This is a genomic window from Micromonospora costi (assembly GCF_003626655.1).
GTDB classification, from domain to species: domain Bacteria; phylum Actinomycetota; class Actinomycetes; order Mycobacteriales; family Micromonosporaceae; genus Micromonospora; species Micromonospora costi.
Map to the genome: position 1 here is coordinate 19,938 of NZ_RBAN01000001.1, position 23,415 is coordinate 43,352.

General features: G+C 73.9%; 22 protein-coding genes. 9 read left to right on the forward strand and 13 right to left on the reverse strand.

Annotation, left to right across the window (positions count from 1 at the left end):
* Positions 1-260: 260 nt before the first annotated feature.
* Together D7193_RS00085 and D7193_RS00090 are read right to left on the reverse strand one after the other, a co-directional pair.
* Positions 261-1,628: an O-antigen ligase family protein gene (locus tag D7193_RS00085; RefSeq protein ID WP_120777341.1), complete on the reverse strand. Its 1,368-nt coding sequence runs from the start codon at positions 1,626-1,628 to the stop codon at positions 261-263.
* Positions 1,625-2,602, reverse strand: a complete 978-nt coding sequence (locus tag D7193_RS00090) for a hypothetical protein (RefSeq protein WP_120777342.1) — start codon at positions 2,600-2,602, stop codon at positions 1,625-1,627. The genes D7193_RS00085 and D7193_RS00090 overlap by 4 nt, the downstream gene beginning before the upstream one ends.
* 584 nt (positions 2,603-3,186) lie before the next feature.
* Between D7193_RS00090 and D7193_RS00095 the strand changes: the two genes are divergently transcribed.
* The 4 genes from D7193_RS00095 (at position 3,187) to D7193_RS00110 (ending at position 7,302) form a co-directional block, all read left to right on the forward strand.
* Positions 3,187-4,272, forward strand: coding sequence for a glycosyltransferase family 4 protein (locus tag D7193_RS00095; protein ID WP_158674749.1), 1,086 nt, complete (start codon positions 3,187-3,189; stop codon positions 4,270-4,272).
* A gap of 17 nt (positions 4,273-4,289) precedes the next feature.
* Positions 4,290-5,021, forward strand: a complete 732-nt coding sequence (locus D7193_RS00100; RefSeq protein ID WP_120777344.1) for a polysaccharide deacetylase family protein — start codon at positions 4,290-4,292, stop codon at positions 5,019-5,021.
* Positions 5,018-6,175 (forward strand): glycosyltransferase, encoded by a 1,158-nt coding sequence (locus tag D7193_RS00105; protein ID WP_120777345.1) that lies wholly within the window; start codon positions 5,018-5,020, stop codon positions 6,173-6,175. Before D7193_RS00100 ends, D7193_RS00105 begins: the two co-directional genes overlap by 4 nt.
* A gap of 92 nt (positions 6,176-6,267) precedes the next feature.
* Positions 6,268-7,302, forward strand: coding sequence for a hypothetical protein (locus D7193_RS00110; protein ID WP_120777346.1), 1,035 nt, complete (start codon positions 6,268-6,270; stop codon positions 7,300-7,302).
* 24 nt (positions 7,303-7,326) lie between these two features.
* On the opposite strand, the gene D7193_RS00115 is transcribed toward D7193_RS00110, so the two are convergent.
* From D7193_RS00115 to D7193_RS00130, 4 genes are read right to left on the reverse strand one after another with little or no spacing between them, the layout of a single operon-like run.
* Positions 7,327-7,593 (reverse strand): acyl carrier protein, encoded by a 267-nt coding sequence (locus D7193_RS00115; RefSeq protein WP_120777347.1) that lies wholly within the window; start codon positions 7,591-7,593, stop codon positions 7,327-7,329.
* Positions 7,594-7,617: 24 nt separating this feature from the next.
* Positions 7,618-8,841 carry a pyridoxal-dependent decarboxylase, exosortase A system-associated gene (locus D7193_RS00120; RefSeq protein ID WP_241562761.1) on the reverse strand — a complete coding sequence of 408 codons (1,224 nt, stop codon included), beginning with the start codon at positions 8,839-8,841 and terminating at the stop codon, positions 7,618-7,620.
* Positions 8,838-10,403 (reverse strand): acyl-CoA ligase (AMP-forming), exosortase A system-associated, encoded by a 1,566-nt coding sequence (locus tag D7193_RS00125; RefSeq protein WP_120777348.1) that lies wholly within the window; start codon positions 10,401-10,403, stop codon positions 8,838-8,840. The genes D7193_RS00120 and D7193_RS00125 overlap by 4 nt, the downstream gene beginning before the upstream one ends.
* 28 nt (positions 10,404-10,431) lie before the next feature.
* The gene (locus tag D7193_RS00130) at positions 10,432-11,286 is read right to left on the reverse strand and encodes a hypothetical protein (protein WP_206611828.1); all 855 of its coding nucleotides are present in this window, start codon (positions 11,284-11,286) and stop codon (positions 10,432-10,434) included.
* Between the two features lie 372 nt (positions 11,287-11,658).
* Here D7193_RS00130 and D7193_RS34005 point away from each other — a divergent pair, with 372 nt between their 5' ends.
* Both D7193_RS34005 and D7193_RS00140 read left to right on the forward strand, forming a co-directional pair.
* A complete protein-coding gene (locus D7193_RS34005; protein ID WP_241562762.1) occupies positions 11,659-13,869 on the forward strand; it encodes a glycosyltransferase in 2,211 nt (736 codons plus the stop codon).
* Complete coding sequence (locus D7193_RS00140; protein ID WP_120777349.1) at positions 13,866-14,537, forward strand: polysaccharide deacetylase family protein; 672 nt, start codon at positions 13,866-13,868, stop codon at positions 14,535-14,537. Before D7193_RS34005 ends, D7193_RS00140 begins: the two co-directional genes overlap by 4 nt.
* Positions 14,538-14,550: 13 nt before the next feature.
* On the opposite strand, the gene D7193_RS00145 is transcribed toward D7193_RS00140, so the two are convergent.
* Both D7193_RS00145 and D7193_RS00150 read right to left on the reverse strand, forming a co-directional pair.
* Positions 14,551-15,483 carry a glycosyltransferase gene (locus D7193_RS00145; protein WP_120777350.1) on the reverse strand — a complete coding sequence of 311 codons (933 nt, stop codon included), beginning with the start codon at positions 15,481-15,483 and terminating at the stop codon, positions 14,551-14,553.
* 155 nt (positions 15,484-15,638) lie between these two features.
* Entirely contained in the window at positions 15,639-16,118 is a 480-nt protein-coding gene (locus D7193_RS00150) for a GNAT family N-acetyltransferase (protein WP_120777351.1), read from the reverse strand.
* A 314-nt stretch (positions 16,119-16,432) separates the two neighbouring features.
* Here D7193_RS00150 and D7193_RS00155 point away from each other — a divergent pair, with 314 nt between their 5' ends.
* From D7193_RS00155 to D7193_RS00165, 3 genes are all read left to right on the forward strand, one after another.
* A complete protein-coding gene (locus D7193_RS00155) occupies positions 16,433-16,720 on the forward strand; it encodes a hypothetical protein (RefSeq protein WP_120779138.1) in 288 nt (95 codons plus the stop codon).
* A 292-nt stretch (positions 16,721-17,012) separates the two neighbouring features.
* The gene (locus D7193_RS00160) at positions 17,013-17,912 is read left to right on the forward strand and encodes a universal stress protein (protein ID WP_120777352.1); all 900 of its coding nucleotides are present in this window, start codon (positions 17,013-17,015) and stop codon (positions 17,910-17,912) included.
* Positions 17,913-18,089: 177 nt separating this feature from the next.
* A complete protein-coding gene (locus tag D7193_RS00165) occupies positions 18,090-18,959 on the forward strand; it encodes a universal stress protein (protein ID WP_120777353.1) in 870 nt (289 codons plus the stop codon).
* A gap of 156 nt (positions 18,960-19,115) precedes the next feature.
* Here D7193_RS00165 and D7193_RS00170 read toward each other — a convergent pair whose 3' ends face one another.
* From D7193_RS00170 to D7193_RS00190, 5 genes are all read right to left on the reverse strand, one after another.
* The gene (locus D7193_RS00170) at positions 19,116-19,739 is read right to left on the reverse strand and encodes an FMN reductase (protein ID WP_120777354.1); all 624 of its coding nucleotides are present in this window, start codon (positions 19,737-19,739) and stop codon (positions 19,116-19,118) included.
* Positions 19,736-20,878: an LLM class flavin-dependent oxidoreductase gene (locus D7193_RS00175; RefSeq protein WP_120777355.1), complete on the reverse strand. Its 1,143-nt coding sequence runs from the start codon at positions 20,876-20,878 to the stop codon at positions 19,736-19,738. Before D7193_RS00175 ends, D7193_RS00170 begins: the two co-directional genes overlap by 4 nt.
* 232 nt (positions 20,879-21,110) lie before the next feature.
* A complete protein-coding gene (locus D7193_RS00180) occupies positions 21,111-21,377 on the reverse strand; it encodes a MoaD/ThiS family protein (protein WP_241562763.1) in 267 nt (88 codons plus the stop codon).
* Between the two features lie 10 nt (positions 21,378-21,387).
* Positions 21,388-22,473 (reverse strand): WD40/YVTN/BNR-like repeat-containing protein, encoded by a 1,086-nt coding sequence (locus D7193_RS00185; RefSeq protein ID WP_120777357.1) that lies wholly within the window; start codon positions 22,471-22,473, stop codon positions 21,388-21,390.
* A gap of 97 nt (positions 22,474-22,570) precedes the next feature.
* Positions 22,571-23,212 carry a DNA-3-methyladenine glycosylase gene (locus tag D7193_RS00190; RefSeq protein ID WP_120777358.1) on the reverse strand — a complete coding sequence of 214 codons (642 nt, stop codon included), beginning with the start codon at positions 23,210-23,212 and terminating at the stop codon, positions 22,571-22,573.
* Between the last annotated feature and the right edge of the window lie 203 nt (positions 23,213-23,415).

Genomic DNA, 23,415 nt, shown 5'->3' on the forward strand with positions numbered 1-23,415 from the left:
TTCAGAATCCAATGCTGTGCCAGTCGTGCGCCGCCCACAAAATCCGGTGCGGTGCATTGCCGCGGACAATCGACGGGACTTTTCTCATCCCTTCGGCCGCGGTCGGGGCGAACGATTGAGGGCGACCGGCCGAAGGGGGAAGGCCCCGCACCCGACATGTCAGGCCCGCACCCTCCCGGGTCAGGTCGGTCGGCAATTCAGCCAGGCGCCGCACCACATTCCGCCCCCGAGGTACGGCGTGGACGGACGGCGGCGCCATGTCACTCGGCCCGGCCGACGGCCACGGTGCGGATGTCCCGCTCCCGGTGCAGCAGTCGCCACGCCGCGCCGGCACAGCCGGTCAGCAGCGAGAACACCGCGACGAACGTGGTGAAGGCCAGGGCGTCGAAGGTGTACTCGACGGCGATGGCGACCAGCTGCACCGTGATGAGGCAGGCGCACAGACTCCGGTCCGCGACCGCGGAGGACCGGCGCATGGCGACGGCGGCGAGCACGATGGCCGTCACGTGCAGGGCGACGAGCGCGGCGACGCCGACGATGCCACCGCTGATCGCGTGCCCGAGCCACTGGTTGTCGAGGAAGATGTACTGCGTCGGGATGAAGGTCCCCTGGCCGCGTCCCAGCCACGGCCGCTGGCTGAACAGGTACCCCACGATGCTGTAGTCGTCCGTGCGGCCCTTGATGCTGTCGTCGTGCCCCCAGCTCGTGAACAGGCTCCGGACGGAACCGAGCAGGCCCGGGCGGACGACGAACAACAGCATGACGAGCGCGAGCATCGGCACGCCGAGGTTGAACCGCATGCGCCAGGTGAGCGAGGGAATCATCACGAGCAGCACGATGGCGAGCGCGAGAATGGCGGTGCGCGACACCGCCATCGGGATCGACATGAAGATGAGCGCGGCCGAGACCGCGCCGAGCTGCCTCTGCGTCCGCGTTCCGGAGAAACGCGCCACGTGCACGGCGAACGGCAGCGTCATCGCCATGATCGTGCCGAATTCGATGTAGTGGGTGGCCGTGCTCGCCACCCCGTCGCGCGCCGACTCGTCACCGGGGACGCCCGTGCCGTAGTCGCGGCTGCTCAGGCCGGGAATCTTGATGTAGTGGAGGAGGTCGAAGCGCAGGCTCGACTGGACGATCGCGATCAACGCCATGATCGCGGCGGAGTAGACGAGGGCCCGTAGCACCGCGTCGAGACGGCTGCGGTTCGGCACGCCGTCGGCGAACGCCAGCATCGGACCGACCAGGGCCGCGGTGGCCAGCAGCGCGCGGTCGGCGCCGTTGGCCTCGATCGTGGGCATTCCCCGGGCGAGCCCGGCGACGTACGACAGCAGCACCGCCACCACGTAGAACATGACCACCCAGCGCATCGGCTGCGGCCCCCGGGTGGTCATCCGGGGGTGCAGCCGGGACACCGCCCACATGACCGCGAGCAGCAACGCCACCAGGGTGGTCGGCCGGCCGAGATCCGTCAGCTGGGGGACGATCTGCCCGGCCGGGATGACACAGGCGAAGACGGCCACCAGGCTGAGCAGGTAGGGCGTGTCGACCAGGTGGCGCCGTCGCCTGGTCGCGTAGGTGCGGGGGTCGACGAGGGCGGGATCCAGGTCGACCGACGGCGAGAGGGTCAAGACTCGTCCGCTCGCGGCCGGTATCCGTCCCTCATGGTCCCCGGGTTCGGGTTCCGGTACGGCGACGAGACCGCGGGCTTCGCCACGTCCTGTGGGCGGCCGGTCGACGCGTCCGGCCGGCGCTCGGGCCCGCCGGACGCGGGTGGCCGCCGCTCGGGCCCGCCGGACGCGGGTGGCCGGCGCATGATGATCGTCGGTTCGAGCGACTCGCGGCGCGGGTAGGGCTGGCCGGGCGCCCACAGGCCCGCGGTCGGCACCGCCGGTACCGGACGGTCGGCCGACACCGCGTCCCCGGGAGCGGACCGACCGACGGGCGCGGGCGGCGGCGGGGCGGGCGTCGGCTCGTCGGGTTCCTCCTGTTCGGCGCGACGGGCCCGCCGCCGGCGGACGATCGCGTCGACCCAGATGCTCGCCGCGGCCGTGACGACGAAGCCGACCGCCAGGACGACGATGACGGCCCGCTTCACGCTCGACGTGACCAGCTCCCCGTTCTGGCCCACGTCGAGGACCTTCGCGGTGATGGATTCCTGGACCCGCGTGCCGTACGGCGCCTGCAGCTCGGCGAGCTGGTTCGTGAGGACGTCGACCAGGCGGCTCAGCGTGGCGTTGGCGACGGTCGGGCCGGACGCCACGACCTCGATCTCGATGATGGGCAGATTGCTGCCCGTCACCGAGGTCGTCCACTCCTCCGACAGGCCGGCCTCGGCGAACTCCTTCTTGATGTCCGCGCGGCCGGTGTAGATGACGAGCGCGTCCGACAGGGACCACACGTTCCAGGGGCTCACCGTCGAGGGGCCGGTGGGCCGCTCCGGCTTGGTCTCGGTGGGCGGCAGGAGGGTGACGTGGCCGGTCGACTTGTAGTCCGGGTCCATGGCGATCGCCACGTAGGAGGCCATGGCGACGGTCAACAGCACCAGGGGCAGGGAGACCCAGCGGCGTCTCCACAACAGCTTGGCTACGTCCCACAGGTCCATGCGCCCTCCACAAGGTGCCTCGCTCGGTGTGCCGCGCCTCCGGCGAACTCACTACGCAACCATTCGTCCAGAATCCAGGCGAGAGACAGAAATCCGTCTTGATCTGCTGAGAATTCGAGGCGGCGGTCCGGTGCACGACCAGACCATTCGTGAGAGGGGCGAGAAGGGCTTGCGGCGCGCGTTCTGCCGCATGATAGGCCGCCCGCGCACGGCTTGCCAAGAAGCCCATTCCAGCGCGCCTCGCGGCCGGTTTCCGCGTGGCGCGGCGTCGAATGTCCGGCCCGATCCCGGTGGCGCGCCCGGCCCGACGCGCCCCCGGACCAGCACTTTTTCCGGCCCGCGCCGACGGATCGGCCACATCGAACGGACGCGGCGGGCCGCTGCGATCCCTACGGCGGCCAATCGCGGATCAGCCGTTCGGACCGGTCGATCCGCCAATGGGATACCCCTTTGCCCGGCACGGTCGCGAAAATGACACAGGGATTGCGCGCCGACCGGGCCCGAGGCAGCGTTGCGCCGAAGCTGGCGCGCCATGACGAGAGACGGTGCACATGCAAATCGGATTTGCGTGCCTCTGGGATCCCGTGCCCGCGCAGACCTGGTCCCGCACCCCGTGGCAGCTCCGCGCCGCGCTGCGCACCCGGACGTCGGTGGTCGACGTGGGAGTGGAGATCCCGCCCATGACCAGAATGGTGCTGCGTGGCCTGCACCCGCGCTGGCACGACGGCCGCCTGCGCTCGTCCTGGGACGAGTCGAGGATCACCGACGAGTACTGCCGGAGGGTGATCACCCGCGCCTCGCGACGCCTCGCGTGCGACGCCGTACTCGAAATCCAGGATCTCGCGGCGATCGACCGGCCGTACTTCCTCTACCAGGACATGAGCTGGGACGCGCTGCTCAAGATGCGGGCCGGCGGCCGGCCGATCTTCCGCAAGACGTCGACGAGCACCCTGCGCCGGCGTCAGGAGCGCCAGCGGGAGATCTACGACCGGGCCGCGGGGATCCTGACCATGAGCCACTGGCTCGCGCGCAGCCTGGTGCAGCTCTCCGGCCTGCCCGCCGAGAAGGTCCACGTGGTGCACCCGGGCCTGCATGTGGAGGACGACGTCCGGTGGGCCCGTCCCGCGCCGGTGCGGCCCGCGCCGCGGCGCCGGCTCCTCTTCGTGGGCCGGAACTTCCGGGCCAAGGGCGGCGACCTGGTGCTGGCGGCGCTGTCGATCCTCCGCCGGGAGGTGGACCCGGGCATCACCGCCACCATCGTGGGCCCGCCGGACTGGCCCGGGGACGGCGACGTCCCCGACGGCGTCACGTTCCTCGGCCCGTTGCCGCTGGCCGAGGTCGCGTCCCTGTACGACGAGCACGACCTGTTCGTCCTGCCCACTCGCGTGGAGGGCTTCGGCTTCGTCTTCCTCGAGGCGCTGTCGCGGGGCCTGCCGTGCGTCGGCCGGGACGACTTCGCCATGCCCGAGATGATCCGACCGGGCCGCAACGGCGCCCTGCTCAGCAAGGACGACCCGGAGGAACTGGCCCGGCTCATCGCGGGGGTGCTGGTGGACGACGACCTGTACGCGGCCTGCCGCGCGGACATACCCGACCTGGTCGCCCGGTTCTCCTGGGACCGCGCCGCGCGGGACACCGTGGACGCGATCGCGGGCACGCTCGGTGCGTAGGCGCGGAGGGACGTGACATGCAGGCGACCACAGCCGCGAGCAGAGCGGTGCGGGCCGCGGGCCGCTGGTCCACCAGCCCGGTGGGCACGGTCCGGAGGGTCGACACGGCCCAGCCCGAGATCGTGCTCACCTACGACGACGGACCGGACCCGGTGGGCACCCCGGCGGTGCTGCGGGCGCTCGCCGACTTCGGCGCGACGGCGACGTTCTTCGTGCTGGTGAAGCGGGTACGCCGCCACCCGTCGCTGCTCGACGAGATCCTGGCCGCCGGGCACGAGGTCGCCCTGCACGGGTTCGACCACACCCGGCTGACCCGGCTCGGTCCCGAGGAGGCCGGGCGACGCACCCGCGACGCCCGCGCGGAACTCGAACAGCGGACCGGCCGGCCGGTCACCTGGTTCCGGGCGCCGTACGGCGCCCTGCTGCCCCGGCACTGGGTCGAGATCCGGCGCGCCGGGCTGACCCCCGTCGCCTGGGGCCCGACGGTCGGCGACTGGCGCGAACTCCCGGAGCCGGTGCTCGCGGAGGACGGCCTCCGGCAGGCCGGGCCGGGCGAGATCGTCCTGTGCCACGACGGCTTCGCCGGCGAGGCCGACGGCGGGGAGCCCGGCCGCGCACCGACGTTCGACCGGGGCCGTCTCGCCGCGCTGCTGTTGAGCGGGCTGCGCGACCGTGGCCTCGCGGGCCGCGCGCTCGGCGTCGTGGCGCGCCACGGCCGGGTCCGCCGCTGGGCGTGGTTCAAGCGATGACCGGCGCCGACGACCGCGATCTGCCGTGGCTGCTGGTCCTCGCCGTCAACAGGTGGACGGGCACGGCGCGTACCGACCGGCACATCGCCACCCACCTCACGCCGTTCGCGCGGGTCCTCTGGGTCGACCCGCCCACCTCGGTGGCCACACCGGCGGCGAACCGGTTCGGTGAGCCGCGTCGGGTGGTGCCGCGGCTGATCGACGTGGCGCCCCGCGTGACGAGGCTCGTGACGGTCGCTCCCCCGTTCCACACCCGGCGCGGCATCCGCCGTCTCACGCCGCTCCTCGTGCGCGCCCAGATCCGCTGGGCGCTGCGGGCGCGGCGGATCCGTCCGGTCGCGGCGCTGTCGTTCTCCGCGGGTGACCTGCTCGGTCGGTGGGGCGACGAGGTGCGCGACGTGCTCTACGTGACCGACGACTACCTCGCCGGCGCGGAGCTCATGGACGTGGCTGCCGCCGAGATCGCCCGGGAGGAGGCGAACGCACTGGCCCGCGCCGACCTCGTCGTCACCGTCTCCCCCGTCCTCGCCGACAAGTGGCGGGGCCTCGGCGCCGACCCCGTGCTGGTGCCCGGTGGTGTGCTGAGCGCGGCCTACGCCGACGTCGACGCGGCGCCCCGGCCACCCGACGTCGACCTGCCCGCGCCCGTCGCGGGCGTGGTCGGGCACCTCTCCGGCCGGATCGACGTCGGCCTCCTCGAGGAGGTCGTCGCCGCTGGCTGCTCGCTGCTGCTCGTGGGCACGGTCGACCCGCAGTGGGAGCCCGTACGGTTCGCCCGGCTGCTGGCCCATCCGCGGGTCCGGCACGTGGGGCACCGCCCGTTCGCCGACCTGCCCTCGTACCTGCGCGTCATCGACGTCGGCCTCACCCCGTACGTCGACAGCGCGTTCAACCGGGCGTCGTTCCCGCTCAAGACGCTCGAGTATCTCGCGGCGGGCCGACCGGTGGTGAGCACCGACCTGCCCGCCGTGCGTTGGCTCGACACCGACCTCATCCGGGTGGCCGCGGCCGGCGAGTTCGGCGCCGCCGTCCGGCGGGCCGCCGCGGACGCGCGGACCCCGGAGCTGACCAGTCGGCGGCGCCGGTTCGCGGCCGAGCATTCCTGGCACCGGCGGGCCGAACTCGTCGGCAGGGCGATCGGCCTGCCCGTCTGAGTAGGGGCCGCGGCCCGCGCGACGGCGCGGGCTGGGGCGACAGGAGGACCATGTCCACGTCACACGCTGGAAGCCGGCGCACCCGCGGTCGGGTGACCATCTCCCTTCTCCTCGGCCTGGTCGTCCTGGCCGCGGCGGCGACCGTGCTGATCCTCCGGTCGCGCGGGGACACCGCCACCCCCGTCGCGGACGAGCCCGGCGCACCTGTGGCGGCCCAGGGCTGCACGCCCGGCCCGGGCACGCAGGGGCCGGCCACCTGCGGCGGCTCACCGACCGCCGGCACACCGAAGCCCGTCCCGTCGGGGACGTCGTCGACCCCGTCGGCCAGCGCCCGGCCACGCCCGTCGACCGCGACACCGGCGGGGACCGCGACCTCGAAGCCGCCACCGACGTCGGGGCTGCACGGCCGGGACATCAACGCCGCGAACACCGGCTACCGCGCCTGGACCGGCCCGAACGGCCAGCGCTGCACGGACGCCACGATGAAGGTGTACGCGAGCAGGGTCCGGGCCAGCCGGCTGGGCAACGCCACGTGCGTGTGGCTCAAGGGCGGTCTCGTCGTGGACCGGGCCGTCACGCTGACCGCCGCCCGCATCGACGCGCAGGTCGAGACGAGCGGGACACGGTTGACCCTGCGCTGGTCCACGGTGGACGCCCCCGGCCACGACTACGCCGTCGGCGGGCACGTGACGGCCTACCGCTGCCAGCTGATCAACGGCAGCGACGGGGTCCGGCTGTACGACACGTCGATCGTCGAGTCGTACGTGCGGGTGCGGCAGGGCAGCGCGGAGGACCACAACGACGGCGTCCAGGCGTACCGGGCGGGCGCGGGCGGCGAGATCATCCGCTCCAACATCGACTCGCGGCCCGTCAACGCACCGGGCATCCTGGGCACCGCCGCCATCTTCATCGCCGACGACTCGCGCGGCGAGCTGGCGATCCGGGACAACTGGCTGGCGGGCGGGGTCTACACCCTCCGCCTGCACGAGTCCGCCACCTACCGGGTGACGGGGAACATCATCACGGGGTACGACGAGTGGCCGGTGTCCACGTCCAACGCCGTGCCCGGCGCGTTCCTGGAGTGGAGCGGCAACGTCACCGGTGAGGGTGCCGAGATCAGGCCCTGACGCGGCACCGGCCCGTCGGCCCGGTCAGCGGAGTTTCGCGGCGACGTGATCGGCGAGACCGCCGAGCGTCTCGAAGAGTTCCGCGGTGACGTCCTCGCCGTCGATCTCGATGTCGAACCGCTGCTCCAACGCGACGACGAGCTCGACCACGGCCATCGAGTCGAGTTCGGGCAGGTCGCCCAGGAGCACGGTGGACGCGTCGAGCGTGTCGGCGCGGTCCTCGATGCCGAGCGTCGCCACGACCACGGACTTCACCTCGTCGAAGACGCTGCTGCTGGTGCTGGTGTCCATTTCTCCCCTTGAGACGAGCCGAACTCAGACGAGCACCTCGGCGGGCGCCGGGTGACCGAGGAACGCGGTGGGACTGGCGGTCAGGCCGTACGCGCCGGCCTGGAAGATCACGACGAGGTCACCGATCTCGGCGGGTGGCAGGGTGACGTTGTCGCCGAGCAGGTCGAGCGGGGTGCACAGGCAACCGACCACGGTCACCGTCTCCCGCGCCTCCTCGGCCCACCGGTTGCCGATGGCCAGGGGGTAGTTGCGGCGGATCACCTGGCCGAAGTTGCCCGAGGCGGCCAGCTGGTGGTGCAGGCCGCCGTCCACGACGAGGTACGTCCGGCCGCGGGACTCCTTCCGGTCCACCACCCGGGTGACGTAGACACCGCACTCGCCCACGATGAAGCGGCCGAGTTCGACGACGACCCGGGCGTCGGGCAGCGCCGGCCGGATCGACCCCTCGACCAGGGCGCGCAGGTTGGCCGCCACGGCCGCGAGGTCCAGCGGCTCGTCCTTCGGGAAGTAGGGGATGCCGAAGCCGCCGCCGACGTTGAGGTAGCGGACGGGCAGCGGCGACTCGTCGGCCAGCCGCATCATCAGCTCGACCGTCTGCCGCTGGGCCTCGCAGATGCTCTCGGCGCGCAGGTTCTGTGACCCCGCGAACACGTGGAAGCCCAGGAAGTCGACGTCGGCGTGGACCAGTTCCTTGAGCAGCGCCGGCACCCGCTCCGCGTCGATCCCGAACTGCTGCGGGCCGCCGCCCAGCCGCATGCCCGATCCCTTGACGGTGAAGTCGGGGTTGATCCGTACCGCGACGCGCGGCCGGATGCCGAGCCGGCGTCCGGCGGCCACGACCCGCTCCGCCTCGGTCTCGGACTCCATCTCGATGGTCACGCCCGCGGCGACCGCCTGAGCCAGCTCGGCGTCGGTCTTGCCGGGGCCCGCGAAGCTCACCCGGGCCGCCGGCATGGGCGTGTCCAGGGCCGTGCGCAGCTCCAGCCCGGACGCGACGTCGAAGGCGTCGACCAGGCCGCTGAGATGCTGGACGACGGCCGGCATCGGGTTCGCCTTCACCGCGTAGCTGATGCTCACGCCGGCCGGCAGCGTGTCGCGCAGCAGTTGGATCCGGCGGGTCAGCATCGCCCGGTCGTACGCGAAGAACGGCGTGCTCCCGACGCGCGCGGCGAGCCGGTCGACGGGCATGCCACCGACGACGAGGGCGCCGGAACGGCCCTCGAAGGCGGCCAGGGCGGGATGGGTCACCTCGTCACCTCCTCGCGGATGAGGGTGCGGTCGAACTTCCCGTTCGGGGTCCTCGGCAGCGTGCCGCGCCGGACGATCCGCCTGGGCACCATGTAGAGCGGCAGCCGCTTCTTCAGCTCGGCCCGCAGCGCGGTCTCGCTGACCTCACCGCCGCCGGCCGGGCTCACGACGAGCACCACGTGCTGCCCGAGGCGCGGGTCGTCGACGCCCACTGCCACGGCGTCCCCCACCAGGCCGGTCTCGTACGCGACCTCCTCGATCTCGGCGGGGCTGACCCGGTAACCCGAGGTTTTGATCATCTCGTCGGTGCGCCCCACGAAGTACAGGAAACCCTCCGCGTCGCGGGTGACGACGTCGCCCGACCAGACCGCGATCTCGGGACGCAGCGCCCCCTCACCGCCGGGTACCGGGCGGAAGCGTTCCGCCGTGCGTTCCGGGTCGTTCCAGTACCCCATGGCGACGAGGGGCCCGCGGTGCACCAACTCGCCCTCCTCCCCCGGATCGGCGAGCCTTCCGTCGGGCCGGACCACGAGGATCTCCACGTTGGGAATGGCCTTCCCGATCGAGTCGGGCCGCCGGTCGACCTCGGCGGGATCGAGGTACGTGGACCGGAACGCCTCGGTGAGCCCGTACATGAGGTACGGCTCGGCCGTGGGGAAGATCTGCCGCAGCCGGTCGAGCGTCGCCCTCGGCATGCGGCCGCCCGTGTTGGCGATGTAGCGCATGCGCCGGGTCGCCTCCTCGGGCCACCGCTGCTCGGCGAGTTGCAGCCACAGCGGCGGCACGCCGGTCAGCCCGGTGACGCCGTGCCTCGCGCAGGTCTTCACCACGTCGGCCGGGAGCAGGTGGTTGTGCAGCACCACGTGCGCACCCACCCCGAACCCGGTGGTCAGTTGACTGAACCCGGCGTCGAAGCTCAACGGCAGCGCCGCGAGGATCACGTCGTCCGGGCCGTTGCCCAGGTAGTGGCTCACGCTCTCGGCCCCGGCCAGCAGGTTGCGGTGCGAGAGCACCACCCCCTTGGGTCGTCCCGTGCTGCCCGAGGTGTAGAGGATGGCGGCGGGGTCGGCGTCGACGACCTCCGGGCGCGGCGGGTCGGCGCCCGGGGCGACCAGCTCGTCCCAGGACGAGACCGCGCAGCGGGTCGCCGGTGTGGTGCGCGGTGCCGCTCCGATCAGGACGACGTGCTCCACCGACTTGGCCTCGGCCAGTTCGTCGCGTACCAGGTCGAGACGCTCGGCCGTGGTGACCAGCACCCGGACGGCGCAGTCGGCGAGGATGTGGGCCACCTGCCGGGGACGCAGCAACGGATTGACCGGGACGAAGACGCCCCCCGCCGCCGCGGTGCCGAAGACCGCCTCGACGGTTTCGAGCCGCTTGTCGACGTACACGGCCACCCGCTCGCCGCGCTGGAGGCCGAGCCGGGCCAGCCCGGCCGCGACCCCGACGACGTTCCGCCAGAGGTCGGCGTAGGTGAGGGTGACGTCCCGGGCGGTGAGCGCGGGTGACCCGCCGTGCCGCCGAGCGGTCTCGGCCAGGAGGTGGTGCAGTCCCGTACGCATCGCGGGGCCCTCTCTCGTCGGACCGGTCTCACCAGCTGACACAGGTCAGCTCGCTGTAGAGGTAGTCGATGTGGTCGGCGTCGAGACCCGCGCTGCGGAACATCTTCCGGCGGGGTGCGGCGAGCATGACCGAGCCGGGCGGGCGCTCGCCGACCACCCGCAGCTCGGCGAGGGTCGCGAGGGCGCCGTGCCGGAGCAGCAGGTGCCGGCCGAGGGGCCGGGCCAGCCGGCGGAACAGCTGCCGGTCGCTCACGTACAAAATCGACGCGAAGACCGGAAGGCCCTTGCGGCGGTCCTTGCGGAACACGACGTAGCAGTGCTCGCCGCCCTGCACGAGCAGCAGGTGCCGCGCCGGGGTGTCCCTGTGGTCGTGGTAGATCGCGAGGTCGGAGGGGCCCAGCGTGGCCTCGATCCGGGCCGGGTCGTCGGTGATGAGGGGCCGGCCGGGCCAGCTCGGCCACGGGGTGTTGGGCACGAGGGCCGTGGCGGTGTCGAGGAAGCTGAAGCCGAGCCGGGTGTTGAGCGGCACCACGTTCCCGCTCGGCGACAGGTCGGTGAAGTGGTAGCCCTCCTGCGACAGCAGCGCCTTGACCAACCGCAGGCCGTGGAACCGGTACTGCGGCAACACGCACCAGGCGCCCAGGTTGCAGAACCGCTCCGGCCGGCCGTCGATCCACCGCTCGGAGTAGAACGCGAGGTGGACCCCGGCGACGCCCTCGTCACCGAGCAGCAGGAAACCGTGGTTGGGCGCGTCGACCTTCCACGGGACGACCATGGCCCGGGCCCACGCGTCCGCCGGCACCCGACGGTTGAGGTGTTCGTGGAGGAACTCCGCGGCGGCCTGCCGCTCGACGGCCGTGATGGGGAGAACCCGTACCGGCATCTACGTCCCCATCCTCACGTCCTCGTGCACCTGCGGCTGCGCATGCCAACGCGTCGGCATTTTGCTCGGCGACGCAATCCTGTCATTGCCCCGGCCACCTGACACTGCCGGCTTTCCGTCATTTGCCAAGGCTTGACGGCGCGACTCCGTCAACTGATTGGTCAGTCACCCGGCCGGAACGGAGATTGCGCGCCAACCGTCCGGGCCACCGACGGACGCCGATGCGGAGGCCACCCACCGTCCATCCCCGACGAATTTGTCCCCGAACGGCCAACTGGAAACAAGCTGACACTGAGGATCCGAGCGGCACTCTTGTCTCCTGAACCGTGAGTCAGGCAGTGTTCCTGCCGTCGTCGTTTCTGACGAGAGGAAGTGGTCCGAACTGTGAAGGGCCGGCCGCACGTCACCATCCTCGTCGCCAATCTCCCCGCTGAGCGGGACCGCCGCGTCATCCGTGAATGCCTCAGCCTGGAGGCGAACGGCTTCGACGTGACGGTGATCGCGCCCCGAGGCGACAGGAACCTCCGTTTACTGCCGGGAAGCAGAAACACTCGACTCAGGCCGTATCCGCTGATCGTCTACGGTTCGGGTGTCGTCTCGTTCGCCGTGGAGTTCGGTTGGTCGTTCCTGTGCATCGCGATACGGCTGCTCGGTGAGCTATTGCGAGGGCGGGCACATGCGGTGCAGGTTTGCAACCCTCCGGACATTTATTTTCCGCTCGCGTTGATCTGGCGGGCGCTCGGCCGTCCCTGGGTGTTCGACCACCACGATCTCTGCCCGGAGATCTACGCCGCGCGGTCCGGCGGTTCCGTCAACACCTGGGTCTTCCGGACGCTGGTCCTGCTCGAACGGCTCACCCTCCGCACCGCCACCGCCGTCTTCGCGACGAACGAGTCGTTCCGCGAGAACGCGCTGCGCCGCGGAGTGCCCGCGGAGCGGATCACCGTCGTACGGAACGGCCCGGCGGCGGAGGAGATCTCGCGCGACGCGACGCCGGCCCCGGACGTGGCCACCGACCACCGTCACACGATCGCCTACGTCGGGGTCTTCGGCCCGCAGGACAACGTCGAGGTGGCCCTGCTCGCCGCCGAGGATCTCGCGAAGCGGCGCGACCGCAGGGACTGGCGGATGGTGCTGGCCGGCGACGGCGAGACCATGCCCGCGCTCACCAAGCTCGCCGCCGAGCGTGGCCTGAACGACCTCGTCGAGTTCGCCGGGTGGCTCGACGCCGCGGCGGTCGACGCGCTGCTGCGTACGGCCACCATCGCGATCCAACCGGACCTGCCGACCCGGATGAACCAGCTCTCCACGATGGCGAAGACGGTCGAGTACCTCGGGCGGGGCGTCCCGGTCGTCGCGGTCGACCTCGTCGAGACCCGGCGGACCGCCGGGGCGGCGGCCCGCTACCTGGCCACCGGGTCGCCCGCCGAGTTCGCCGCAGCCCTCGACGACCTGCTCGACGACCCCGCGGAACGGGACCGGATGCGCGACGTCGGTCTGGACCGTTTCACGACGACGCTCGCCTGGGGACACCAGGCGCAGCGGTACGTGTCCGTGTGGCGACGCCTGCTGGCCCGGCGCCTGCCCCGGCCGCTCGCTGGCGAGGCGGACGGTCCGGGCGCGACCACCACCCCGGCCGCCGAGACGGCCGGACGCCGCGCGAGCGTCGTGATCGCGGCCCACGACGAGGCCGGCGTCATCGGACGCTGCGTGGACACCCTGCTGGCGGACGCGAGGGACGGCGAGTTCGACGTCACGGTGGTCGCCAACGGGTGCACGGACGCCACCGCGCAGGTCGCGGCCAGCCGACCCGGGGTACGCGTCGTCGAGCTGGACGTCGCCAGCAAGCCGGCCGCCCTCAACGCCGGAGACCGGGTCGCGGCCGGCTTCCCGCGCGTCTACCTGGACGCCGACGTCGTGCTCACCACGGCGGACCTCCGGCTCCTCGCCGACGCCGTACGCCCGGTCGCCGGCGGGACCGCGGCTCTCGCGGCGGTCCCCCGCCGGGCGCTGGACCTCACCGGTCGGCCACCGCTCGTACGCGCCTACTTCGCCGTGCACCGGCACCTGCCCGCCTTCCGGGACGGCCTGTTCGGGCGGGGCGCGATCGCCGTGTCCGCCACCGGCCGGGAGCGGTTCGGGAGCTTTCCGGACCTGGTCGCCGACGACCTGTTCCTCGACTCCCTCTTCGACCGCGACGAGAAGCGGGAGGTGACCGGGTCGACCTCCGTCGTCGCCACGCCACGCCGCCTCGGTGACCTGCTCCAGCGCCTCACGCGGGTGCGCGCCGGCAACGCGGCGATGCGCGCGGCGGCCACCGCCGCGTCGACCGCTGGCGCGGCGCCCACCGGCGTACGCCCGGCGCGGCGGCTCTCCTGGCTGCGGGACGTCGTCGTCCCCCGTCCCTGGCTGGCGCCCGCCGCCTTCTGCTACGTCCTCATCACCGTGGTCGCGGCGTCGCGGGCTCGGCGCGCGGACCGCGGCGGCCACACGTGGGAACGCGACGAGTCCTCCCGGGTCGTGCCCGCCGCCGTACCGGGGTTGGGTGTCCCGGCCGGCAACAGCCACCTGAGGGGCAAATGACGGCCGACGGGCACCTCATCAACATCTGCTTCCACGGGGTCGGCGAGCCCGAGCGGGACCTGGAACCCGGTGAGGACCGGTACTGGGTCGGCCGCGACCCGTTCCTCGCGATCCTCGACGAGGTGGCGGCGTGGCCCGCCGTACGGATCAGCTTCGACGACGGCAACCTCTCCGACCTGAGCGTCGGGCTTCCCGCCCTGGTCGACCGGAACCTCACGGCCGACTTCTTCGTGCTGGCCGGTCGTCTGGGCGAGCCGGGCAGCCTCGACGCGGCCGGCGTACGGGAGCTGCGCCGGCACGGGATGGCGATCGGCACGCACGGCATGTCGCACCGGTCGTGGCGCGCCATGGACCCGGCGACGGTCCACGACGAGCTGGTGGTGGCCCGCGAACGGCTGACCGCGGCGGCCGGGTCGCCCGTCGACCTCGCCGCCTGCCCGCTGGGCCGGTACGACCGTCGGCTGCTCGGCGCGCTCCGCCGCCTCGGTTACACGCGGGTGTTCACCAGTGACCGCCGGCCGGCGCGCCCCGGCGCCTGGCTCCAGCCACGGTTCAGCGTCCGGCGGGGAGACACCCCGGCGTCGCTGCGCGCCGAGGTGCTGGCCCGGCCCAGCCGCTACCGCCGGGCCCGGCTCGCGGCGGTCGGGATCGCCAAACGCCTGCGCTGACCGGGTGGCCCGGTCAGGCGGCCGGACGGACGCTGTGCGGGCCGGGCGTCTCCCGCAACCGGGCCGGGCTCACGAGGGCGCGGACCGCGGCCTGGCTCGGGCGCTTGCGCAGCAGCGCCCGGCTCAGCTCGCGCAGCAGCAGGGCCGCCCAGAACCCGGCCGTGGCGAGGCGGCCGTGCCGGCGGCGGTAGAGGCGCACCCGGTTGAGCGTCAGCAACGCCCACAGGCCCGGTGAGCGCCGCGAGTCGCCCTCGAGGTGTACGGCCCGGGCGGCCGGCGTGAATCGGGTGACGAACCCGGCGTCCCGGGCCCGCAGGGCGAAGTCGGTCTCCTCCGAGTAGAGGAAGAACGACTCCTCCCACGGCGCACACCGGCGCCAGCACTCGGCGCTCACGAGCAGCGTGGAACCCTCCGCCCACGCGGTGACCGCGCCGCTCGCATAGCGCGTGTGGTCGGTCACCACCTCGCCGAGCGCCGGGTAGCGACCCGCCCGCTCGGCGCCGAGCAGTGCGTCACCGAGGACGCGCAGGATGCTGGGCTCGCGGCGCATCGTGAAGATCAGGCCGCCGTCGCCGTCGACCAGGCGCGGCACGGCGATTCCCGTGCCCGGCGTCCGCAACGCCGCGAGCAGTTCACGGCCGCAGCCGGCGCCGAGCCGGACGTCCGGGTTGAGGACGAGCACCGCGCCGTGCGGGCCGGCGGCGGCCACCCCGGCGTTGATCCCCGCCGCGTAGCCGGCGTTCCGTCCCATCCGCACGATGGTCGCGGTGGGGGCCAACCGCCGCAGGGTCTCGACGGTGCCGTCCGCCGAGGCGTTGTCGGCGCAGACCAGGTGCCAGTCGAGCCCGTCGAGCCCCGGCCCGAGCGACGCGATCAGGTCGGCGAGGAGCGGTGCGCTGTTGTAGGTGACCACCACTACCGCGATGGTCTCGTCGCTGCCGCTCAAGCCCGCTCCTCCACCACCGGTGGCCCGCTGAAACACCTTCCGATCCTGCCCGCCGGCCGGGTGGCGCGGAAGGCGACGACGGGCTGGTCGTCTGTCCGTTACCCGTCACAAGCGGTGGGGCGTGGCCGGGCGGTCCGGCCCGGGGCGGCGGTGACTCAGTCGGGAAGCTCCAGCACGTACTCCTCGACCTCGCGGCCGCGGCCCGGCGCGTAGCCGCGATCCTCGCCGCAAACGACGAACCCGCACTTGCGCAGCACCGCGAGGGAGCCGAGATTGTCCTTGGCGGCGCGGGCGTGCACCGGACGCTGCGGCAGCTCGCGCAGCAGCGCGGCCAGCGCGCGGGTCGCGTAGCCCCGGCCCCACAGCTCCCGGTCGATCCAGTAGCTCACCTCGGTCTGCTTCCCGACCGGGAAGGCGAGCACGTGACCGGCGACCTGCCCGTCGACGGTGACCGTCCGCGAGACGATCTCCGGATCGGTGAGCACCCGCCGCCAGTGCTCGGCGAACGCCCGCCGGTCGGCCGGGTCGTCGGCCGTGAACGCGGCCATCCGGATCGCCTCCGGGTCGAGCTGGTGTCGGTAGAACTCCGGCAGGTCGTCGGCGCGCACCGGACGCAGGCGCAGGTCAGGGGTCACCGGCAGAGGATAGGGCCGGCGTACGACAGGCGCGGTCGGGGCGTCCCTCCGGCGGCGGGGTCAGGGTGCGGCCCGTCGCCGGCGTGGCGGAGGCCGACCCGGTACGCCGCCGTCCCCACGGCGTCGCCGCTCCCGCCCTTCGCGCACGGTCGACCGGAGGGCCGGCTCCGCCGCGGCGGACCGGGCTGCGCCGCGCGGACGGTGCGGCGGATCGGGCTGCGCCGCCCGGATCCTGCGGCCGATCGGGCTGCGCCGCGCGGACGGTGCGGCGGATCGGGCTGCGCCGCGCGGACGGTGCGGCGGAGAATGGGCCGATGCGACGGAACACACACCGGCCGGGCAGCGCGGCCGCACACGTCGGCGCGCTCGCCGTCGGCGCCCGGGCGCTCGGCGCGACGGCCGTCGGGGCGCTGGCCCTGTCCGCGGTGGCCGGTGGCGCCGTGGCCGTGGGAGTGCTCTGCGTCGGCCGCCTCGCGATCCGGCGGGCCGTGGTGCGCGAGCTGCGCATCGGCCGTCTGGAGGTGGACGAGCTGGTCGTGGGCGGCCGCCGCGTCGACCCGGCGGGGGCCGGGCGGCCGGCGACCGGCGACCCGGTCGGGTAGCCGCCGGACCGGCGCCGTGGCGGTGTACGACCGCGCCGGACACCGCCACGTCGGCGAAACGGGGCCGACGCGTCTCAGGACCCGGGTCACACCGGGGCGACGCCCCGGCGACGCGTACAGGTTGCGGCGGTACGGTCGCGCGGCCGTGCACAGCACGGCGACTCGGACGCGTCACGCGTGAGGATGACGGGCCTCCCGGTGATCCGGGACGAACGGCCCGGGATCCGGGACTGGCGACCCTGACCGGCCGGAGGCCGGCGGGGAAGGCTGGAACCGGACGAAGGAGGTAGTCATGACCATCAACACCGGTGCCCCCGTCGTGGTGGGAGTGGACGGTTCCGCCGCCGCCCTGGACGCGGTACGGGTGGCCGCCCGGGAGGCCGGTTACCGGCACCGCCCGCTGCGCGTCGTGCACGCGTTCAGCTCGCCGCTCACCGCCGCGGCCGCGTTCGGCACCGCGCCGTTCGCGCTGCCGCTCGACGACCTCCGCAAGCAGGCCGAGGAGTTCGTGGCCGAGGCGGTCGCCGAGGCCACCAAGCTCGCCCCGGACGTACCGGTCACCGGCGCGGTGGCCGACGGCGCGGCCACCCCCGTGCTGATCGACGAGTCACACCACGCCGCGCTGGTGGTGCTCGGGCACCGCGGCCTGGGCGGTTTCGCCGGCCTGCTGATCGGCTCGGTCACCGTGCAGGTGTCCGCGCGCGCCGAGTGCCCGGTGCTGGTCGTCCGCGGCGAGGCCCGCGCCGACGGGCCCGTGGTGGTGGGCGTGGACGGTTCCGCGCTCTCCGTCGAGGCGGTCGGCTTCGCCTTCGAGGAGGCGTCCCGCCGGGACGCTCCGCTGGTGGCGGTGCACGCCTGGCTCGACCCGGTCGCGGTTCTTCCCGGCGACGTGCTGCCGATGGTGGAGGATCTGAAGGTGCTCGCGGACGAGGAGGAGCGGGTGCTCGCCGAGTCGGTCGCCGGATGGGCCGAGCGCTACCCGGACGTGCCGGTCCGACACCGGCTCGTGCACGGCTCCCCCGCCCAGGTCCTCGTCGACGAGGCCCGTGACGCGCAGCTGGTGGTCGTGGGCGCGCACGGGCGCGGGGCGCTGGGCGGGCTGCTGCTCGGCTCGGTCAGCCACGCGGTCCTGCACCACGCGCACGCGCCGGTGGCGATCGTCCGGCACCCACGTACCGCCGGCCGGTCCTGACGACCGCGGCCGCGCCGCCCGGGCTCTCGGGCGGCGCGGCGGCCCGGTGCGCGATGCGCGGCGGCCCGGTGCGCGAGGCGCGGCGGCCCGGTGCGCGGGGGCGCGCCGGGCGCGGAAACGCCGACGGCCGGGCGTGGACCCGTCGACAATGACCTGAACGACCGCTGGGAGGGCTGCATGAACCGACCCGTCGTGGTGGGGGTGGACGGATCCCCGGCGAGCCTGGCCGCCGCCGACGAGGCGGCGCGCGAGGCCGTGCTGCGGGACCGCCCGCTGCACCTGGTGCACGGATACCTGCACCCGCTCGGGTACGGCGTGCCGATCAACCCGTACGACCTCGGTGTGCCGGCCCCGACCGAGGCGGCGCGGACGATGCTGGACCACACGGCGGGTGACCTCGTCGACCGCTGGCCGGGGCTGCGGGTCGAGGTGCGCCAGGTGCGCGGTGGGCCGGGCGCCACCCTCGTCGAGGAGTCGCACCGTGCGGAACTGGTGGTGGTGGGCAGCCGCGGCCTGGGTGGCTTCGCCGGCCTGCTGCTCGGCTCGGTCAGCACGCAGGTCGCCGCCCACGCGCGCTGCCCCGTCCTGGTGGTGCGGCCCGCCGACCAACCGGTACGCACCGACGGGCCCGTGGTGGTGGGCGTCGACGGGTCGGAGGCCGCCGAGCTGGCGGTCGGCTACGGCGCCGACGAGGCCGTACGCCGGCGCGGCGAGCTGGTGCTCGTCCACGTCGCACCCGAGGAGATCGGACGGGGCGAGGCGAGCGTTATCGTGCCGCCCGGCGACGACCCGGACGCGCTGCTGGGCACCGCGGTGGCCGCCGCCCGGGGCAGCCGGCCCGGCCTGACCGTCACCGGCCGGGCGATCCGGGCCGCGTCCCCCGCGCCGGCACTGATCGAGGCGAGCGGGGAGGCGGCCCTGGTGGTGGTCGGCACCCGCGGCCGGGGCGGCTTCACCGGCATGCTGCTCGGCTCGGTGAGCCAGGCCCTCGTGCAGCACGCCCGGTGCCCGGTGCTGGTCGCCCACCCGTACGGGCAGGCGCACTGACGCGCCCGGCCCGGCGGGTCGCCGCCGGGCCGGTGTGTCGTTGTCGAGGCCGGCGGGTCACTGCCGGGCCGGTGCGTTGTCGCCCGGCCGGCGGGTCGGCGCCGGGCCCTGCGGGTTAGTGCCGGGCGCGCGCAGCGGTGGGTCGTCGGGTCGGGCTCACGGCTCCCGGCGCCCGAGCAGGTCCGCGAAGTCGGTGGTCAACGCGAACGGGTCGGCCGGCCCGGTCGACAGCGGCCGCCGGTGCATCTGCTCGGCCAGCTCGGCGCCGGCCCGCTCGATCCGGGCCCGCAGGGCGCCGTCGGCGGTGCCGCTGGCCCAGTCCTCGGGCGCCGCGAACACCGACGTGGGCAGCACCACCGCGTGCAGGTACGTGAACAGTGGCCGTACCGCATGCTCCAACGCCAGCGAGTGCCGGGCCGTGCCGCCGGTCGCCGCGATGAGCACCGGCCGGTCGGTGAGGGCGTCCGCCTCGACCAGGTCGAAGAAGGACTTGAACAGCCCGTTGTACGAGGCGTTGAAGATGGGCGTCACGGCGATGAGCCCGTCCGCGCCGGTGACCGTGTCGAGCACCGCGCGCAGCGACTCCGACGGGAAACCGGTGAGCAGGTGGTTCACCACGTCGTGCGCGTGCTCGCGCAGGTCGACGAGACGCGTGTCGACGGCTTCGCCGCGACCGGCCAGCTCGTCGCGGGTCGCCGCGGCGAGCTGGTCGGCGAGCAGCCGGGTGGACGAGGGCTGGCTGAGACCGGCCGACACCACGGCCAGGGTGCGGCTGGTCATCGCGCGGCCGCCTCGGGTGCCTTGCCCGTCACGTCGTCGACGGCGTGGATCGTGGCGTCCTTGGCGCCGCCCGCGGCGGCGACCAGCGAGGCGTGGGTCGGCGCCTCCGGAACGTGCGCCGGACGCAGCGAGTCGAACTCCTTGCGCAGCACCGGGACGACCTCCTCACCCAGGATGTCGAGCTGCTCCAGCACGGTCTTCAACGGCAGGCCGGCGTGGTCGATCAGGAACAGCTGGCGCTGGTAGTCGCCCACGTAGTCGCGGAACGTGAGGGTGCGGTCGATGACCTGCTGCGGGCTGCCCACGGTCAGCGGCGTCTCGCGGGTGAACTCCTCCAGCGACGGCCCGTGCCCGTAGACCGGGGCGTTGTCGAAGTACGGCCGGAACTCCCGGACCGCGTCCTGCGAGTTCTTCCGCATGAACACCTGCCCGCCGAGGCCGACGATGGCCTGGTCGGCGGAGCCGTGGCCGTAGTGCTCGAAGCGCTGCCGGTAGAGCCCGACCATCCGCTGCGTGTGCTCCTTCGGCCAGAAGATGTGGTTGTGGAAGAAGCCGTCACCGTAGTAGGCGGCCTGCTCGGCGATCTCGGGGCTGCGGATCGAGCCGTGCCACACGAACGGCGGGACGCCGTCCAGCGGCCGCGGCGTGGACGTGAAGGACTGCAGCGGGGTGCGGAAGCGGCCCTTCCAGTCCACGACGTCCTCGCGCCACAGCCGGCGCAGCAGGTCGTAGTTCTCGATGGCCAGGGGGATGCCGTTGCGGATGTCCTGGCCGAACCAGGGGTACACCGGGCCGGTGTTGCCGCGCCCCATCATCAGGTCGATCCGGCCGCCGGCCAGGTGCTGGAGCATCGCGTAGTCCTCGGCGATCTTCACCGGGTCGTTCGTGGTGATCAGCGTGGTGGACGTGGAGAGCAGCAACCGCTCCGTACGCGCTGCGATGTAGCCGAGCAGGGTCGTCGGCGACGAGGGCACGAACGGCGGGTTGTGGTGCTCGCCCGTGGCGAAGACGTCGAGGCCGACCTCTTCGGCCTTCAGCGCGATGGCCACCATCGCCTTGATCCGCTCATGCTCGGTCGGCTCGCGACCGTTCGTCGGGTCGACCGTGACGTCGCCGACGGTGAAGACTCCGAACTGCATGACCGACTCCTCGGGTTGATCGCCGGGACCGTGGTGGACCCGGACGCACCCGACAACATATTTGACGAGTCAATAATTCCGCACGCACAGGTCTCCGGGGTGGTGGCCGTCACGCCGGACGGGCGACCCGGGCCGCCGGAGCGGCGCCGGGCCGGACGCCTCGTCAGCCGCCGCCGGCGGGCTTCGTCGGCCGCCCGCGACCACGCCCGTCAGCCACCGCAGGCGCGCCTCGTCAGCCGCCCGCGACCGACGGGAGGACCTGCACCTCGGCGCCCTCCCGCACCGGGGCGTCGAGGCCACCCAGATGCCGGCAGTCCTCCCCGTCGACGTAGACGTTCACGTACCGCCGCAGCTCGCCCCGCTCGTCGCGGATCCGGCGCGCCAGCCGCGGCCAGGCCGCCGCCAGCCCGTCGAGGACCGTACGGAGCGAGCCAGCGGCGGGGACGCTCAGCCGGCTCGCGCCGCCGGCCTCCCCGCGCAGCGGACCCGGGACCAGCACGGTGACCACCTCAGACCTCCGCGGCACGGACGCACAGCACGTCCGGCAGGTGCGCGGCGACCAGCGACCACGAGTCGCCCTCGTCCCGGCTGGCGTAGACCTCGCCGGAGCGGGTGCCGAAGTAGACGCCGCCCGGATCGCCGTCGTCGGCGCACATCGCGTCGCGCAGCACCGACGGGAAGAACGGCTCGTCCGGTAGGCCGGAGGCGAGCGCCTCCCAGCTGCTGCCGGCGTCGGCCGAGCGGTAGACCCGGCATCGGTGCCCCACCGGCCAGCGCTCGCCGTCGGCGGCGAGCGGGAACGTGAACACCGTGCCGGGCCGCCCCGGCAGCGTCACGATCGGGAAGCCGAAGTCGCTCGGCAGCCCCTCGGCGATCGAGGACCAGGTGCGGCCGTCGTCGTCGGACCGGTAGACGCCGCGGTGGTTCTGCGCGTAGAGCCGGTCCGGGTCGCCCGCGTCCCGGGTCACCTTGTGTACGCACTGACCGAACTCCGGCCACTCGTCGGGCAGGAAGTAGGCGCGGATGCCCGTGTTGCCCGGCGCCCAGGAGGCGCCCCCGTCGTCGGACCGGTAGACGCCGCCGGTGGACATGGCGACCAGGATGCGGTCGGCGTCCGCCGGATGCGGCAGCACCGTGTGCACCGCCTGGCCACCGAAGCCGGCGCCCCACTCGGTGCGGTGCGGGTGCTCCCAGAGGGCGCGCACCAGTTCGTAGGTGACCCCGCCGTCCTCCGAGCGGAACAGCGCGGACGGCTCCGTGCCGGCCCACACGACGTCCGGCTGGTCGGGGCCGGCCGGGGTGAGCTGCCACACCCGGCCCAGGCTCACCCCCGTGTCGGCCGGGAACGCGACCGGCGCCTGCTCCGGCTCCCGCCAGGACGCCCCCAGGTCGTCGCTCACGGCGACGCTCGGCCCGAAGTGCGAACTGGTCGTGCTGGCGAGCAGCCGCGGGGCGGCCCGGCGTTTGTCGATGCCGACGGCGTAGACGCCGGTCATCGGGAAGTGCGGGCCGTCGACCCGCCAGCTGCGCCGGCCGTCCCTGCTGGTGGCCAGGAAAAGTCCCTTGCTGGTGCCGATCGCGAGCAGCGTGGTCATCGGCCGTCCTCCGTCCTCGGGCTTCGTCGGCGTGATTATGGCCACACCCCCCGACAGAACGGCATCCACGCGCCGGCGGAAGCCGCCGGCCGAGCGGTCAGCGCCGGCTGCGGGGCGTGTGCCGCCGGTAGTCGCTCACCGTCGGGTCGCCCTCGATCCAGAACCGCCAGGGGACGTCGTGCGCGCCGGTCACGCCCACGCGCGGGCCGGCAGCCACCGCCGAGGGCGGCACCGGCACGGGCGCCGGGCGCAACCGGACCGGCCCGTCGCCGAGCAGGTAGCGGCCGTACACCGACTTGTCGATGCCGAGCGCCGCGCAGAGGCGGGCAGGCCCGCGCGCGAGATCCACGTCCCGGCGTACGGCGGTGCGCCGGGCCCGGGCCACGTCGAGGCCGTCGACCACCTCGCCGGCCCGCAGCAGCGCCGCCGAGGCCTCCCCGTCCGGGCCGGTGACCACGTTCATGCACCAGTGCATGCCGTAGGTGAAGTAGACGTACGCGTGCCCGGCCGGGCCGAACATCACGGTGTTGCGCGGGGTGCGCCCCCGGTGGGCGTGGGAGGCGGGGTCACCGGCGGTGCCCGCGTACGCCTCGACCTCGGTAATCCGCACCGTCACCCCGCCGGCGGAGAGGTGGCAGCCGAGCAGGCCGCGGGCGGCCGGCACCACCGGGCCGGCGAGCAGCCCGGCCAGCGCGGCCAGGCCCGGTTCGGCGGCACGACCGCCCGGGAGCACGTCCATGCCCCGACCGTACCCAGCGGCCCGCCCACCCCACCCGCACGGCCACCCCCGCGCCCCGCGCCCCGCGCCCCGCGCCCCGCGCCCCGCGCCCCGCGCCCCGCGCCCCGCGCCCCGCGCCCCGCGCCCCGCGCCCCGCGCCCCGCGCCCCGCGCCCCGCGCCCCGCGCCCCGCGCCAAGATCGTGCTCGATCCCGGAAGTAGTGG